Consider the following 14,167-nt stretch of genomic DNA (forward strand, 5'->3'; position numbering starts at 1 on the left):
GGTCAGGCGGCCACCAGGCCGTGCGGGTCGAGGATGTACTTGTGCGCGGCGCCCTTGTCGAACGCGGCGTACCCCTCGGGCGCCTGGTCGAGCGGGATGACCGAGGCGTTGACGTTCCGCGCGATCTCGACCTTGTCGTGCAGGATCGCCATCATCAGCTGGCGGTTGTAGGTCATCACCGGGCACTGTCCCGTGGTGAGGACCTGCGACTTGGCCCAGCCGAGCCCGATCCGCAGCCCGAGCTGCCCGATCTTGGCGTTCTCGTCCGGCGCGCCCGGGTCGCCCGTCACGTACAGGCCGGGGATGCCGAGGCGTCCGGCGGCGCGGGTGATGTCCATCAGCGTGTTCAGGACGGTCGCGGGCTGCTCCCCCGCCGACCCCTCCGGGCCGTGGCCGCGCGCCTCGAACCCGACGCAGTCGACGGCCGCGTCCACCTCGGGGATGCCGAGGATCTGGTCGAGCTGCGCGGGCACGTCGGCGTACTTGGACAGGTCGATCGTCTCGCAGCCGAACCCGCGCGCCTGCGCGAGCCGCTCCTCGTTCATGTCGCCGACGATCACGACGGCGGCACCGAGCAGCAGGCACGCGGTGGCGCAGGCGAGCCCGACCGGGCCCGCGCCCGCCACGTACACGGTGGAGCCGGTGGTGACGCCCGCCGTGAACGCGCCGTGGTAGCCGGTCGGGAAGATGTCCGACAGCATCGCCAGGTCCTGGAGCTTCGCCATCACCGTGTCGCGGTCGCCCGGGAACTTCAGCAGGTTGAAGTCCGCGTACGGGACGACCGCGTAACTCGCTTGGCCGCCGTGCCAGCCGCCCATGTCGACATAGCCGTAGGCGGCGCCGGGCCGGTCCCGGTTGACGTTCTCGCACACGCCGGTGTGGCGTTCCTTGCAGTTGCGGCAGCGGCCGCACGCGATGTTGAACGGGACGCTGACGAGGTCGCCCTGTTTGATGAACTCGACGTCCCGGCCGAGTTCGATCACCTCGCCGGTGATCTCGTGGCCGAGCGTGAGCCCGGCGGGAGCGGTGGTCCGGCCGCGCACCATGTGCTGGTCGGAGCCGCAGATGTTGGTGGCCAGGACCTTCAGGATCGCGCCGTGTTCGAGCTTGCGGCCGTTCTGCTCGGCCAGTTCGAGCTTCGGGAACTCCAGGTTCTCGACCGTGACCTCGCCGGGCCGCTGGTAGACGACTCCTCGGTTGGTGTCCGCCATGCCCCCTCCTCCGCGGATTGAGGATTGACCAGGACCCATACCCGATTTATTGCTGTTAGTCCGGTTTGCCGGGAGTTCAGGTGCCGAGGTAGCGGAGGACGGCCAGGACGCGGCGGCTGTACCCGGTCGTGTGCGACAGGTCGAGCTTCTCGAAGATCGCGTTGACGTGCTTCTCCACCGCGCTCTGCGAGATGTGCAGAAGCCGGCCGATCGAGGCGTTGGTATGGCCCTGCGCCATGTGGTCGAGGACGTCCCGTTCGCGCGGGGTGAGGCGCGACAGCGGGTCGGCGCGCGGCCCGTGCGCGGCGAGGAGGCGGCGCACCACCTCCGGGTCGAACGCGGCGCCGCCGGAGCCGACGCGGTCCAGGGCGTCGAGGAACTCGTCCACCTGCGCCACGCGGTCCTTCAGCAGGTAGCCGACGCCGGTCGTGTCCGCCGTGATCAGCTCGGTGGCGTAGCGCTTCTCCACGTACTGCGACAGGACGAGGACGCCGACGTCCGGCCAGCGCCCCCTGATCCGCAGCGCGGCGCGCAGGCCCTCGTCGGTGTGCGTGGGCGGCATCCGGACGTCCACGACCACGACGTCCGGCGGGCCCGCCGCCACGGCGGTGAGCAGCGCGTCGCCGTCGCCGACCGCCGCCGTCACCTCGTGGCCCTCCTCGGCGAGCAGCCGGACCAGGCCCTCGCGGAGCAGCGTCGAGTCCTCGGCCAGCATCACCCGCACGGCAGCTCCGCGGTGATCACGGTCGGGCCGCCGGGCGGGCTGTGGAGGGCGAACGTCCCGTCCAGCGCGGCGACCCTGCGGGCCAGCCCGGCCAGCCCGCCGCCGCCCGGGTCGGCTCCGCCGCCGCCGTCGTCCTCGATCCGCACGCCGATCATTGTGTCCGATCCGGTGACGTCCACCCTGATCCGGTGGGCGCCGGAGTGCTTGGCCGCGTTGGTGACGGCCTCGCAGACGACGAAGTACGCGGCGGTCTCCACCGCGTGCGGGGGGCGGGCGGGGACGTCGTAGGAGATCGTCACCGGCAGCGCGGACCGGTCGGCCACCGTCTCCAGCGCGGCGCGCAGGCCCTCGCCGTCCAGCGCGGCCGGGTACACGCGCCAGGCGACCTCCCGCAGATCCTCCAGGGCGCGCCGCGACTCCTCGTGCGCCTGGCGCAGCAGGTCGGCCGAGCGCTCGTCGTCGCGGGCGCGGCGGGCGCGGCCGATCAGCATGCCGAGCGCGACGAGTCGCTGCTGGACGCCGTCGTGCAGGTCGCGTTCGATGCGGCGGCGCTCGTCGTCGACCGCGTCCACCACCTCCGCGCGGGTGACCGACAGCTGCGCGATGCGGCGCTCGTACGCCTCCAGCGGGCTCGGGCCGAGGCAGCGGCGCGCCACCGTCCGCTCCAGCGCCACGACCCCGACGAGGCCCTGCACGGCGAGGAACAGCAGCACGGACCCGAAGACCACCGTGTACAGGACGATCCACGGGCTCGGGGCGATGCCGTCCAGGTAGTCGCCTGTGATCCACCAGCTCACGGCCAGCGCGCCCCCGAGCGCCGCGCCGTAGGCGAGCAGCATCAGGATCACTCCGCCGAGCAGCCCGACCGGCACGCGCAGGACGAGATACGCCAGCGCCCGCAGCGGGCCGTACTCGACGGCCCTGTCCTCGCCGTGGAACCTGCGCAGCCTCCAGCGTTCCAGCTCCGTCACGGTCCGCGCGGCGTCCGCGACGACCGCCGGGACCGTCCGCTGGCCGCGCGAGAAGGCCAGCGAGTAGGCCATCAGGAGCGCCGCCACCGCCAGCAGGACCAACTCCGCCCCGGCGGTGACGGCGCCCAGCGCCAGGCCCACCGTCGCGAGGACGGCGCGACGCGGGCGCCCGGCGGAAGAAGACGTGGTCACGCTGGCATTCTCGCCTTCCGGCGCTCCCGCACGACACGCACGGCCACGAACACCGCCACGGCGACGGCCGCGAGCGCGACGACCACCTTGGAGTACATGCCCACGTAGTCCTCGACGGTCCGCCAGTTGTCGCCGAGCTGGTATCCGGCCAGGACGAACGCCGTGTTCCACAGCAGGCTGCCCAGGGTCGTGTAGAGCAGGAAGGTGGTCATCCGCATCCGCTCCAGCCCGGCCGGGACGGAGATCAGGCTGCGGAAGATCGGGATCATGCGGCCGAAGAACACCGCCTTGGCGCCGTGCCGGGCGAACCACGCCTCCGTCCGGTCCAGGTCGGACAGCTTGACCAGCGGGAGCCGCGCCACGAGACGGCGGATCCTGTCGCGTCCGATGAGCGCGCCGATCCCGTAGAGGGCGAGCGCGCCGACGACGCTGCCGAGCGTCGTGAACACCAGCGCCGCCGCCAGGCTCATCCGGCCCTGCGCGGCCGTGAACCCGGCCAGCGGCAGGATCACCTCGCTCGGCAGGGGCGGGAACAGGTTCTCCAGCGCGATCGCCAGCCCAGCGCCGGGGGCGCCGAGGGTGTCCATCAGGTCCGTCGCCCATCCCGCGATGCCGCCGACGGGTTCGCTCCCGGACGCCGTGTAGGCCATTTCGATCATGTTGACGACGCTAGAAACCGGACGCCGGCACCACCATGGAGTACACCGCCCACCTGTGCGGCCGCGTCCCGCACCCCGATCCTGCGGTTTTCCACAGGGTCGGGTGGCACGGTCCAGGCCGGGCAGCCGGGCGGCGGGCGCGGGCGGATTCAGCGGAGAGTGAAACCGGACATCGTCCCGAGGCCCCCGCCGGGGCTCCCCCGGGGCCGGTTCCCGCAGGCCGGGCCGGTTCTGGACATGAACAGGGCCCGGTTTCGGACGTCACCGCCGTCATGATCCTGGTAAGGAATCCTTTTGATCGACTTTTCAGTAAAGAACCTTTCTTGTAGCGTTCGCAGGGTTTTGTGATGTGAATTCATGATCGAAGATTCCCGCCGCAAGATCATAAGGACGCCGCGATGCCCCTGGCGACAGGCCTGGTCGCGGCCGCGCTCCTCGGCCTGCTGACGCTCCTGGCCACGGCGCGGCACGGCCGGCTCCCCCACCGTTCGGAGAACGAGCATCCCGAGTCCCTGACGGCCATCCTCGGCCCGGGTGACGAGGAGTACCTCGCGTGGCTCGCCGATCACCACTGGCCAAGCGACGAGTACCTCGACCTCGAACAGGAGTGGCTCGGCGAGTTGGAGCCCACCGGGGCGGCCGGGGCGGCCGGGGCGGCCGGGTCCTACGAGTCGCCGCTGTGCCCCCGCTGTGACCTGCGGTGCGAGGACGTCTGGCCGTGCCCCACCTGCGGGCTGCTGCTGCATCCGTCCTGCGGCCACGGGATGCGGCGCCGGGCGGTCGAGCGTCCCTACCGGACGCACGGGACCAACCCGGAGGCGGTCATCGCGGAGTGGCTCTGCACGGGCTGCGCGTCCGTCGTCGGCCTCGACGTGGACCATGGCGACGAGCCCGGCGAGGGCCTTCTGAGATGAATCATGTGCGATGCCCTGCTTGTCCGGCTTTACACGTATCTAACGGTAAAGAATCCCCCATCCACTTGCATATTTCGGTCGGGCCACGGCAGGCTGAATCTATGTCCTTAAATCTCGGGACACCGTGGAGGACCCCGTGACCGCTCAACACGACACAACCTGTTGCCAGCACGAGCCGCACTGTCCGGCTCCGGACGACCTTGACCGCGAGGCCGCGCGCACCGTCGCCAGCCACCCGGAGCAGGGCTGGAGCCTGCTCTGCAACGGCATCGTCGTCTTCGACGACACGGGAGAGCTCCTGCCCGACGGTCGCGTGATCGCGCCGCACCGTCCCACCACCGCCGCCTGAGGCGCCCGACTCCCCACGCCTCACGGACGGCTCACGGCGACCGGGCGCCTGGTCACGCGCCGTTCGGCGCCGGGCCGCACCCCGCCTCACGCTTGCTTGCGCTTCCTCGCGTCGCACGCGCGTCCCACGAGATTCCCCGCGGGCGTAGTCGCCGGAGATCAGCATGTCGGACTCCCATCCGATCGGCCGCCCAGGTAGCGTTCAACTGTTTCGCTCCTTACACAGGAATCGTGCGGACTCGACCGCGAAAGGACGGTGTGGCGTGACCACGGTCCTGGTCCTCGTGTCACTGGTCGCCCTGTTCGGCCTCTGCCTGCCGAACCTTCTCCACCCGATGCCGCACGTCCCGTTCCAGGACACCGCCCCCGACCCGCCGCCGCGCACGCCCTCCCCGGCCGACCATCCGGAGTCGATGACCGCCGAACTCGACCCCGCCGACGAGGAGTACCTCGCCTGCCTCGCCGACGCCCTCTGGCCGGACGACGAGTACCTCGAAACCGAGCCCACCACCGACGGCGAGGAGGAGACGGGCGGCAGCACCGGCCTGCGCCTCTGACGGCCGGTCGGTCAGGCGAGGGGCAGCGGCTCGCCGGTCTCCAGCAGCGTCTTCAGGCCGGACAGGACGTGCGGCCAGCCCTGCCGCGACATGGCGAAGAGCGCGTCGCCCGCCGCGTGGACGACCGTCAGCCTGACCGTCTCCCCGGCGGGTTCGATCTCGTACGTCACCGTGGAGCGCGGCTCCGCCAGGAGTTTCGCGCGTGTGTCTTCGTCGACGCCGACCGCGCGTGCCCATTCGGGTGTGAACGTGTGCCAGGTGTAGGAGAGGCGGCGGGGCGGGTCGGCTTCGAGGACGACCTGTTCCGGGTCGGCGGTCGTCGCGTTCTCCTCGTGCCAGATGATCGGGGAGCCCGGGGCCCAGTCGGTCTCGAAGGCGACGCCCCAGTAGCGGCGGGTGAGGGCCGGGTCGGTCAGCGCCTTCCAGAGCCGTTCCGGTGTGGCCCTGATGTAGGTCGTGTACACGAACTCGCTTGCGGGCGTCTCGTCCATGCACCGTCCAAAACGCGGCCATCCGGTTGCCTGTCACGCTAGGCAACCGGATGGTTCACGTCAACGACGGTGCCGGTCAGTCGTCGTCGTCATCGTCGTGGTCGATCGTGGAGGCGAGGATCTTGCCGGTCTTCGCGTCCAGGGTCACCTCGTGTTCGACCCCGTTCTTGGCGATGACGTCGACCTCCCAGACGGCACCGTCGTCCAGCTCGACCTCCTCCACCGTGCCGCCGGGAACCGCCTTCAGGGCGGCGGCGGCCGCCTCCGTCGCCGTGACGGGCGTCGCGTGCCCATTACCGGGTGCGCCGTCGTGGTCGGCGAACGCGGTGGCGGCCCCGCCCACCGCGAGCACGCCCGCGGCGACGACCGCCACCGTCAGGCCGCGTCCCACGGTGAAGCGCCGCGCGTTGATCCTCATGGCACCCTCCGGGTGTCGTGTCGGCGGCCGGTGGGTCCGGACGCGCCGTACGACCTCGACCCTGCCCGGCGTTCCTGTGGCGCTCCTGAAGCTTCCTGAAGCCGCCTTCAGGGACGGTTTGGCAGGCTGTGGGCATGCGCCTGCTGCTCGTGGAGGACGAGAAACGCCTGGCCGCGTCACTCGCCCGCGGGCTGGCGGCCGAGGGGTTCGCGGTCGAGACCGTCCATGACGGAGCCGTGGGTCTCGACCTGGCGCTGACCGGGGAGTTCGACCTGATCATCCTGGACGTCATGCTCCCGGGGATGAACGGCTACCGGGTGTGCGGGTCGCTGCGGGCGGCGGGCGACGACACGCCGATCCTGATGCTGACCGCCAAGGACGGCGAGTACGACGAGGCGGAGGGCCTCGACACCGGCGCCGACGACTACCTCACCAAGCCTTTCTCCTACGTGGTGCTCGTCGCCCGGATCCGCGCGCTGCTGCGCCGCCGGACGCGGGGCGCCGCGCCGTCCATCGTCCTCGGCGACCTCACCGTGGATCCGGCGGCGCGGCGGGTGTTCCGCGGGGACGCGGAGGTGGAGCTGACCGCCAAGGAGTTCGCGGTGCTGGAGCACCTGGCGTCCAACGCGGGCCGGGTCGTGTCGAAGGCGCAGATCATGGCGGCCGTCTGGGACTTCGCCTACGACGGGGACCCCAACATCGTCGAGGTGTACGTGAGCGCGCTGCGGCGCAAGCTCGACGTCCCGTTCGGCCGCCGGTCGATCACGACGGTGCGCGGGGCGGGGTACCGGCTGGCCAGGGACGGGGGCGCCTGACGTGCGGGGGCTGTCGTCGGTCCGGGCGCGCACGACGCTCGCCGCGACCGCCGTGGTCGCGATCGCGCTGGTCGCGGCCGGGCTCGCGGTGGTGCTGCTGCTCCGCGCGAACCTCGCCGGGCAGGCCGAGCTGCGGGCGGAGGTCACGGCGCGGGAGGTCGCCGCGCGGCTCGCGACCGGCGTCCCGTACGGGAGCCTGGACCTGCCGGACGGCGACGACCATCCGGTGCAGGTCGTCGACGAGAGCGGGCGCGTGCGCGCCGCCAGCGAGGACCTGGAGGCGATCAGCGGGACGGGATCGCCGGGCGTGCGGCCCGACTCGTCCCCGCGCGGGACTGGCGACGGGGACGACGACCACGATGACGACGACGATCCGGGGCGCGGCGAGGTGTCGGACGACGGCCCGCACCTGTCCACCGGCAGCGCGACCGTGGATGGCCACACCGCCGATTACCGGTTCGCCGCGGTCGAAGTGACGACGCCCGCGGGCGAGACCGTCACCGTGTACGCGGGCGCCGACCTGGCCGCCGTGCGGGACGCCGTCGGCACCGTCACACGGTCGCTGCTGGCGGGCCTGCTCCCGCTGCTCGCCGTCGTCGCGGCGGTGACCTGGCTGGTCACGCGCCGGGCGCTGCGGCCGGTGGCGGCCGTCCGGGCGGAGCTGGCCGGGATCACCGCCGCCGGGGACCTGGCGCGGCGGGTGCCGGTGCCAGGCGCGCGGGACGAGATCGCCCGGCTCGCGATCACGACGAACGAGACCCTCGCCGCGCTGGAGGACTCGGTGGCCCGGCAGCGTGGCTTCGTCGCGGACGCCTCGCACGAGCTGCGCAGCCCGATCGCGTCGCTGCGCACCCAACTGGAGGTCGCGCAGGCGCATCCCGAGCTGCTCGACGTGGACGGTCTCGCCGCCGACGTCGTGCGCCTCCAACATCTGGCCGCCGACCTTCTGCTGCTCGCCCGGATCGACGCGGGCGACCGTCCGCCGGAGCGGCCCGTCGCGCTGGGGCGTCTCGTCCAGGAGGAGCTGGACCGGCGGGGCACGGGTGACCGGATTCCCATCACGGCGTCGATCGACGACGATCCGCACGTGATGGGGGTGCCGGGACGGCTTTCGCGGGTCGTCGGCAACCTTCTCGACAACGCCGAACGGCACGCGCGCACGGCCGTACGGCTTTCAGTGTCGGGCGAGGCGGGCACGGCCGTCGTGCGGGTCGCGGACGACGGTCCCGGGGTGCCGCCCGCCGACCGGGAGCGGATCTTTGAGCGGTTCGTCCGGCTGGACGACGCCCGCGCCCGGGACGAGGGCGGCGCGGGCCTCGGCCTCGCCATCGCCCGTGACCTGGTGCTGGCGCACGGCGGCGTCCTCACCGTCGGCGAGGCGCCCGGCGGCGGCGCGGTGTTCGAGGTGCGGCTGCCGGTTACTTCAGCAGTTGGCGGGCCATGACCATCCGCTGGATCTGATTCGTGCCCTCATAGATCTGAGTAATTTTCGCGTCCCGCATCATGCGTTCCACCGGGAACTCGCGGGTGTAGCCGTAGCCGCCGAGGAGCTGGACGGCGTCGGTCGTCACGTCCATGGCCACGTCCGACGCCAGCGTCTTGCACGCCGAGGAGACGAAGGTCAGGTCGGCGATCTTCTCGCCGTGCATCGCCCGCTCGGACTTGATCGCCGCGTGGTAGGTGAGTTGGCGGGCCCCTTCGAGGCGCATGGCCATGTCGGCGAGCATGAACTGAACGCCCTGGAAGTCGGCGATGGGTTTGCCGAACTGGCGGCGGTCCTTGACGTAGCCGATCGCGAAGTCCAGGGCGCCCTGGGCGATGCCGAGGGCCTGGGCGGCGATCGTGATGCGGGTGTGGTCCAGGGTGGCCAGCGCGGTCTTGAAGCCGGTGCCCTCGGCGCCGATGATGCGGTCGGCGGGGATGCGGACGTCCTCCAGGATCACCTGGCGAGTCGGGGACCCCTTGATGCCGAGCTTGCGCTCCTTGGGGCCGAAGGACACGCCCGGGTCGCCCTTCTCGACGACGAAGGCGGAGATCCCCCGCGCGCCCTGCGACGGGTCGGTGACGGCCATCACCGTGTAGTACTCCGACTCGCCCGCGTTGGTGATCCACATCTTGGTGCCGTTCAGCACCCAGGCGTCACCGTCGCGGACGGCGCGGGTCTTCATGCCCGCCGCGTCCGATCCGGCGTCTGCCTCCGACAGGGCGTAGGAGAACATGGCCTCGCCGCGCGCCACCGGCCCCAGATACTTGCTCTTCAGCTCCTCCGAGCCGGACAGCAGGACGGGGACGGTGCCGAGCTTGTTCACCGCCGGGATCAGCGACGACGACGCGCACGCGCGGGCGACCTCCTCGATCACGATGACCGTGGCGAGGGCGTCCGCGCCGAGGCCCCCGTAGGACTCGGGGACGTGCACGGCGTGCAGGTCGTTGGCCACCAGGGCGTGGAGCGCCTCACGGGGGAACCTGGACTCCTCGTCCACCTCCGCCGCGAACGGGACGATCTTGGCATCGGCCAGCTCGCGCACCGTGCGCCGGAGCAGCTCGTGCTCCTCGGACGGGGCGTAGGCGGGAAAGTCGCTCATCGTTCCTCCGCGCGGCCGCCGCGACGGCCATTACTTTGACGACCAATATTTGAACGCCAAAATAAGCGAGCCGCCACCCCGAGTCAAGTTCGGTGGCGGCGCCGCGACGGGGTGAGCAGGCGCTGGATCACCCGGAACGGAAGCGTGACGATGCCGATGATCGCGCCCGCGATGGCGCTGAGGACACCCGCGATCGTGCCGACGATGGCGCTGAGCGCTGCACTGATGCGGCGCATGGACCTCACTCCTTCGAGTTGTCGTATAGCGCCATTTACCCGACCTTGAGGATTTACACGGATTTGTTGCCGATGATGACCGTGGCGTGGAACTCCTCGGACGTCTCCACGGTCGCGGCGAGCCTTCCCCGCTCGACGGCGGCGACCGCGTCCGGGACCTGCCGTTCGCTCGTCTCAAACAGCAGCCATCCGCCCGGGGCCAGCCAGGCCGCGGCCTCGGACGTCACGCGGCGCAGGACGTCGAGACCGTCCCCGCCGCCGTCGAGCGCCACCCGCGCCTCGTGCAGCCGCGCCTCGGCGGGCAGGAGCGCGATCTCGTCGGCCGGGACGTAGGGCACGTTCGCGAGCAGCACGCCGACGCGGCCGCGCAGATCGCCCGGCAACGGGTCGAACAGGTCGCCCTCATGGACACGGCCGCCGAACGGCGCGACGTTGCGGCGGGCGCAGCACACCGCCGCCGGGTCGATGTCGGCGGCGTGCAGCTCGAATCCGCCGTGGTCGGGCAGCTCGGCGGCGAGCGCGGCGCCGAGCGCACCGGAGCCGCAGCACAGGTCGACCACGACGGGACGCGGCGGGGCGAGCGCGGCGGCCCGCTGGACGAGGAACTCGGTGCGGCGGCGCGGCACGAAGACACCCGGGTCCACGGCGACGCGCAGACCGCGGAACTCGGCCCAGCCGAGGACGTGTTCGAGGGGCAGCCCGGCGGCCCGGCGCTCCACCATGGCGGAGACGTCGTCGGGGGTGGCGGCCGTGTCGAGGATCAGGCGCGCCTCGTCCTCGGCGAAGACGCAGCCCGCCGCGCGCAGCCGGGCGGCGACGGCGGATTCGGTAAAGAACGCTGTCATGGGTGGCCCAACCCTATCCTCACGGGCCCGCCTGGCCGCTCGCCTCTGTTTAGGGGAGATGTCAAGGGGCATTCCACCGCGGCACGGGTCATTCGGGGGGTCTGCGTGGCGCGCGTGAGATGGTCGGAGACAGGGCTCGTGGCGCTCGCGCTGCTGGTCCTGTGCGCGGGGATGCCCCTGCTGGACCTGGCCCTCGGAAGCGGGCGCAGGCAGCTCGCACCCGGAACGATCGTGTCGGTCGGCACGGAGAGCGACGGCGTCCGGCCCGTGGCGGTCACGGTCACGCACAACGGGTGGGTTCTCAACAAGGGGAACTCGTCGCTCAGCGGCTATGCCCAGTTGCACAGCGCGGACGTCGTGTTCAACCTGAGCGTCGTCATCCCGCTCGTGCCGTTCGACGCGCGCGAGCTGTGGGACGGCCTCGCCCGCATCGTCGCCATCGGCGGGCGCACGCGGCTCGGGACGCGGCCGCGTCCGATCACGACGGCGCACGGGCTGTCCGGGCTGATCGGGACGCTGACCGGCCGGGGCCGCACCGGCACGGCCGCCGTCTACGCGACCGACACGCTCGGCGCGACGGTGACGGCCGCCGGTCCCCCGGTCGCGTTCCAGAACGTGGCGGCGCAGGTGGAGGCGATGGTGCGAACCGTGACGATCTCCGGGCCCGGCACGTCGCAGACCTCGGAAGGCCGCCCGTGACCCGCCGCCCAGCGTTCTGGCTGTGGGCCGCGGCGTGCCTGATCGGGACGTGGTTCGCGGTCCTCGGGATGGCCGCCGCCGTCCGGACGTTCCCGCTCGGGTCCATCGCCGGGGCCGCGCTGCTCGCACCGGCGCTGGCGGCGGGCGTGTGGTCGCTGCGCCGGCTGCATCCGGTCCGGTCGCACCCGATCGGGTACGTGCTGCTCGCGGTGGCGTGGGGGGGGCTGGCGGCGTTCGGGCTGGCGCTGCGGACGAACGGGGCGTTCGGGGCGGTGCTCGGGAAGACCGCCGGGCCCGACTTCAACGCGGCGTGGGGCGCTTCCATCGCCGCCCCGGTGGACGAGGAGCTCCTGAAGCTGCTCGGCGTGGTGACGCTGGCGCTGATGGCGCCGTCCGCGATCCGCGGCCCCCTGGACGGGTGGGCCTACGGCGCGCTGACCGGACTCGGCTTCCAGATCGCGGAGAACTTCCTCTACGTCCTGAACACGATCGTGCTGACCGGCGCGACGCAGGACGTGAACGCGGCGCTGTTCTCGTTCGCGAGTCGGGTCGTCGGCGGCGCCTGGTGGAGCCACTGGGCGATGACGGCGATCGGCGGCGCGGGACTCGGCTGCCTGCTCGGCCGGGCGTCCCGGACTGGCGCGGCGCTCGCGTTCGGCGGGGTCGTGCTGGCGATGGCGTTGCACTCGTGGTGGGACGCGCCCGTCCTGTCCGGGGTGCTGCTGCTGCCGGTCAAGGGCGCCCCGATCCTGCTGACGGCGATCGTCACGTACCGGCTGGCGCGCCGCCACTATCTGGCGCATTTCCGGCGGTCGGCGCAGGCCGAGACGGCGGGCGGGGTCCTGGTGCCGGGCGAGAGCCATGTCCTCGCGCACCGCAAGTGGCGCCGCAAGGAGCGGTGGGACGTGCCCGGCGGGGAACCGAGGCGGCTGCTCGCCCGGCTCCGCGCCACCGAACTCGACCTGATCGAGGAGGATCTCGGCGGCCTGGAACACGATCCCCGCGACGCGGACCGGCTGCGCGCCGACATCGCGGACCTGCGCCACCGTCTCAACGCCTGCCCGTCGCCTCGGCGTGTGGCCGGACACGGGCGCGCGGCCTGACCAGCAGTGCCGCCGCGCACACGGCCGCGCCGAGGAACAGCGCGTACGCGGGCTCGTTCCCGGCGGAGGACCCGGACCCGACGGACGCGAACGCGCCCATGACCGCGACGCCCAGCGTGGCGCCGCCCTGCCGCGCGGCGTTCAGGAGGCCGCCCGCCGTGCCCGCCATGCCGTCCGGGGCACCGGTGACGACCATGGTCGCGAGGGCCGGCAGCGCGAACGAGACGCCGAAGCCGGTGCACAGCAGGCCCGCGACGAGCGGCGGGTAGGTCGCGCCGTCCAGCAGGACCGTCCCGAACAGCACTCCCCCGCAGGTCAGCAGCCCCAGCCCGAGCAGGACGGGACGGCGTGGCCCGGCCGCCGCGACGATCCGCCCGGTGATCAGCGGGTTCACCGCGAACGGCAGCGTCATCGGCAGGAACGCCAGCCCGGTCTGGAACGGCGTCAACCCGAGGACCTCCGCGAACACGAGCGGCAGGACGAACAGGACGCCCGTCATCACGAAGTTCACCGCCGCCCCCGCCACCAGCGCGGCGGGGATTCCGGACACCCGCAGCACGGCCGGGGGCAGGACCGGCGCCGCGCTCCCCCGCTCCCGGAGCACGAAGGCCGCACCCGCCAGCACGGCCCCGGCGCCCGAGCCGAGCGCGTGGACGTCCGCCCCCGAGCCGAGGGCGATGAGCGCGTCCGTCAGCAGGGCCAGGGCCGCGCACGCGAGGAGTTGCGCCCACCAGTCGATGGCGCGCGAGCCGCGCGGGCAGTGGACGTCCCGTCCGGCGACGAGAACGAGGACGATGACAGCCAACGGCACGTTGACCAGGAAGACCGCGCGCCACCCGGCGAGCCCGACGAGCGCGCCGCCCACGACGGGACCGGCGGCGAGTGCGGCGCCGCTAATCGCCGCCCAGACGGCGACGGCCCGCGCCCGTTCCGCCGGAACCGGATACAGCCGGGCGATCATGGCCATGCTGGCGGGCACGCACGCGGCGGCCGCGACGCCGAGGACGGCCCGCAGCGCGACGAGCGTCCACAGGTCGGGCGCGGCGGCGGACAGCAGCGACCCGGCGCCGAACACGGCGATTCCCGCGCGGAACGCCCGGTGCGCGCCGTACCGGTCGGCGACCGCGCCCGCCGACAGCAGCAGCGCGCCGAACACGACCGTGTAGCCGGTGACGGCCCATTGCAGGCCCGCGACCGTCCCGTCCAGGGAGGCGACCAGGTCGGGTTCGGCGACTGACAGGACGGTGGTGTCGAGCAGGATCATGAAGTAGCCGAGCGAGACGCCGAACAGCGTGAGGGTCGATCTCATGGCCGCCAGTCTGGGAACGGGTACCGTCCCGCTCCACCGGCGGTTCCGCACGCTGCGTTCGGAATATCCGAACGCTCGGGTCGGGTTGCC

The 14,167-nt window shown here is 72.4% G+C and carries 17 protein-coding genes; 7 read left to right on the forward strand and 10 right to left on the reverse strand.

What is annotated here, in order from left to right; all coding sequences use genetic code 11:
• Window positions 1-2: 2 nt before the first annotated feature.
• From fdhA to ABD808_RS25790, 4 genes are all read right to left on the reverse strand, one after another.
• Window positions 3-1,211: a formaldehyde dehydrogenase, glutathione-independent gene (gene fdhA, locus ABD808_RS25775; RefSeq protein WP_344901209.1), complete on the reverse strand. Its 1,209-nt coding sequence runs from the start codon at window positions 1,209-1,211 to the stop codon at window positions 3-5.
• 76 nt (window positions 1,212-1,287) lie between these two features.
• Window positions 1,288-1,935, reverse strand: a complete 648-nt coding sequence (locus ABD808_RS25780; RefSeq protein WP_344901212.1) for a response regulator — start codon at window positions 1,933-1,935, stop codon at window positions 1,288-1,290.
• On the reverse strand, window positions 1,926-3,098 hold the full coding sequence (locus ABD808_RS25785) for a sensor histidine kinase (RefSeq protein ID WP_344901215.1): 1,173 nt from the start codon (window positions 3,096-3,098) through the stop codon (window positions 1,926-1,928). The genes ABD808_RS25780 and ABD808_RS25785 overlap by 10 nt, the downstream gene beginning before the upstream one ends.
• The gene (locus ABD808_RS25790; protein ID WP_425548981.1) at window positions 3,095-3,757 is read right to left on the reverse strand and encodes a DedA family protein; all 663 of its coding nucleotides are present in this window, start codon (window positions 3,755-3,757) and stop codon (window positions 3,095-3,097) included. Before ABD808_RS25790 ends, ABD808_RS25785 begins: the two co-directional genes overlap by 4 nt.
• Before the next feature lie 398 nt (window positions 3,758-4,155).
• Between ABD808_RS25790 and ABD808_RS25795 the strand changes: the two genes are divergently transcribed.
• From ABD808_RS25795 to ABD808_RS25805, 3 genes are all read left to right on the forward strand, one after another.
• Window positions 4,156-4,671 carry a hypothetical protein gene (locus tag ABD808_RS25795; protein WP_344901218.1) on the forward strand — a complete coding sequence of 172 codons (516 nt, stop codon included), beginning with the start codon at window positions 4,156-4,158 and terminating at the stop codon, window positions 4,669-4,671.
• A 136-nt stretch (window positions 4,672-4,807) separates the two neighbouring features.
• On the forward strand, window positions 4,808-5,020 hold the full coding sequence (locus tag ABD808_RS25800; RefSeq protein ID WP_344901221.1) for a DUF5999 family protein: 213 nt from the start codon (window positions 4,808-4,810) through the stop codon (window positions 5,018-5,020).
• A 262-nt stretch (window positions 5,021-5,282) separates the two neighbouring features.
• Entirely contained in the window at window positions 5,283-5,576 is a 294-nt protein-coding gene (locus ABD808_RS25805; RefSeq protein WP_344901224.1) for a hypothetical protein, read from the forward strand.
• Window positions 5,577-5,587: 11 nt separating this feature from the next.
• Here ABD808_RS25805 and ABD808_RS25810 read toward each other — a convergent pair whose 3' ends face one another.
• Entirely contained in the window at window positions 5,588-6,067 is a 480-nt protein-coding gene (locus ABD808_RS25810; RefSeq protein ID WP_344901227.1) for an SRPBCC family protein, read from the reverse strand.
• A 76-nt stretch (window positions 6,068-6,143) separates the two neighbouring features.
• Window positions 6,144-6,485, reverse strand: a complete 342-nt coding sequence (locus ABD808_RS25815; RefSeq protein WP_344901230.1) for a PepSY domain-containing protein — start codon at window positions 6,483-6,485, stop codon at window positions 6,144-6,146.
• Between the two features lie 134 nt (window positions 6,486-6,619).
• On the opposite strand from ABD808_RS25815, the gene ABD808_RS25820 reads away from it, so the two are divergent.
• Window positions 6,620-7,300 (forward strand): response regulator transcription factor, encoded by a 681-nt coding sequence (locus ABD808_RS25820; protein WP_344901233.1) that lies wholly within the window; start codon window positions 6,620-6,622, stop codon window positions 7,298-7,300.
• A gap of 1 nt (window position 7,301) precedes the next feature.
• Entirely contained in the window at window positions 7,302-8,744 is a 1,443-nt protein-coding gene (locus tag ABD808_RS25825; RefSeq protein WP_344901236.1) for a sensor histidine kinase, read from the forward strand.
• Here ABD808_RS25825 and ABD808_RS25830 read toward each other — a convergent pair.
• The 3 genes from ABD808_RS25830 to ABD808_RS25840 all read right to left on the reverse strand — a co-directional run bounded on the left by ABD808_RS25830 (window position 8,719) and on the right by ABD808_RS25840 (window position 10,966).
• Window positions 8,719-9,885 carry an acyl-CoA dehydrogenase gene (locus ABD808_RS25830; RefSeq protein WP_344901239.1) on the reverse strand — a complete coding sequence of 389 codons (1,167 nt, stop codon included), beginning with the start codon at window positions 9,883-9,885 and terminating at the stop codon, window positions 8,719-8,721. The two genes, ABD808_RS25825 and ABD808_RS25830, sit on opposite strands and share 26 nt — an antisense overlap.
• An 83-nt stretch (window positions 9,886-9,968) precedes the next feature.
• Complete coding sequence (locus ABD808_RS25835) at window positions 9,969-10,121, reverse strand: LPFR motif small protein (RefSeq protein ID WP_344901242.1); 153 nt, start codon at window positions 10,119-10,121, stop codon at window positions 9,969-9,971.
• Window positions 10,122-10,174: 53 nt separating this feature from the next.
• A complete protein-coding gene (locus ABD808_RS25840; protein WP_344901245.1) occupies window positions 10,175-10,966 on the reverse strand; it encodes a putative protein N(5)-glutamine methyltransferase in 792 nt (263 codons plus the stop codon).
• Between the two features lie 105 nt (window positions 10,967-11,071).
• Between ABD808_RS25840 and ABD808_RS25845 the strand changes: the two genes are divergently transcribed.
• Together ABD808_RS25845 and ABD808_RS25850 are read left to right on the forward strand one after the other, a co-directional pair.
• Entirely contained in the window at window positions 11,072-11,665 is a 594-nt protein-coding gene (locus tag ABD808_RS25845) for a hypothetical protein (protein ID WP_344901248.1), read from the forward strand.
• Window positions 11,662-12,768: a PrsW family intramembrane metalloprotease gene (locus ABD808_RS25850; RefSeq protein ID WP_344901251.1), complete on the forward strand. Its 1,107-nt coding sequence runs from the start codon at window positions 11,662-11,664 to the stop codon at window positions 12,766-12,768. The genes ABD808_RS25845 and ABD808_RS25850 overlap by 4 nt, the downstream gene beginning before the upstream one ends.
• Here the strand turns inward: ABD808_RS25850 and ABD808_RS25855 are convergent.
• Entirely contained in the window at window positions 12,716-14,077 is a 1,362-nt protein-coding gene (locus ABD808_RS25855; protein WP_344901254.1) for an MFS transporter, read from the reverse strand. The genes ABD808_RS25850 and ABD808_RS25855 overlap by 53 nt on opposite strands.
• Window positions 14,078-14,167 lie beyond the last annotated feature (90 nt).

It is taken from the genome of Actinomadura meridiana (genome assembly GCF_039537545.1).
GTDB classification, from domain to species: domain Bacteria; phylum Actinomycetota; class Actinomycetes; order Streptosporangiales; family Streptosporangiaceae; genus Spirillospora; species Spirillospora meridiana.

Excerpts from the sequence above, each read along its gene's own strand:
- fdhA (WP_344901209.1), bottom strand. The coding sequence starts at position 1,211 with ATGGCGGACACCAACCGAGGAGTCGTCTACCAGCGGCCCGGCGAGGTC.
- ABD808_RS25790 (WP_425548981.1), bottom strand. The coding sequence starts at position 3,757 with ATGATCGAAATGGCCTACACGGCGTCCGGGAGCGAACCCGTCGGCGGC.
- ABD808_RS25795 (WP_344901218.1), top strand. The coding sequence starts at position 4,156 with ATGCCCCTGGCGACAGGCCTGGTCGCGGCCGCGCTCCTCGGCCTGCTG.
- ABD808_RS25810 (WP_344901227.1), bottom strand. The coding sequence starts at position 6,067 with ATGGACGAGACGCCCGCAAGCGAGTTCGTGTACACGACCTACATCAGG.
- ABD808_RS25815 (WP_344901230.1), bottom strand. The coding sequence starts at position 6,485 with ATGAGGATCAACGCGCGGCGCTTCACCGTGGGACGCGGCCTGACGGTG.
- ABD808_RS25820 (WP_344901233.1), top strand. The coding sequence starts at position 6,620 with ATGCGCCTGCTGCTCGTGGAGGACGAGAAACGCCTGGCCGCGTCACTC.
- ABD808_RS25830 (WP_344901239.1), bottom strand. The coding sequence starts at position 9,885 with ATGAGCGACTTTCCCGCCTACGCCCCGTCCGAGGAGCACGAGCTGCTC.
- ABD808_RS25835 (WP_344901242.1), bottom strand. The coding sequence starts at position 10,121 with ATGCGCCGCATCAGTGCAGCGCTCAGCGCCATCGTCGGCACGATCGCG.
- ABD808_RS25840 (WP_344901245.1), bottom strand. The coding sequence starts at position 10,966 with ATGACAGCGTTCTTTACCGAATCCGCCGTCGCCGCCCGGCTGCGCGCG.
- ABD808_RS25855 (WP_344901254.1), bottom strand. The coding sequence starts at position 14,077 with ATGAGATCGACCCTCACGCTGTTCGGCGTCTCGCTCGGCTACTTCATG.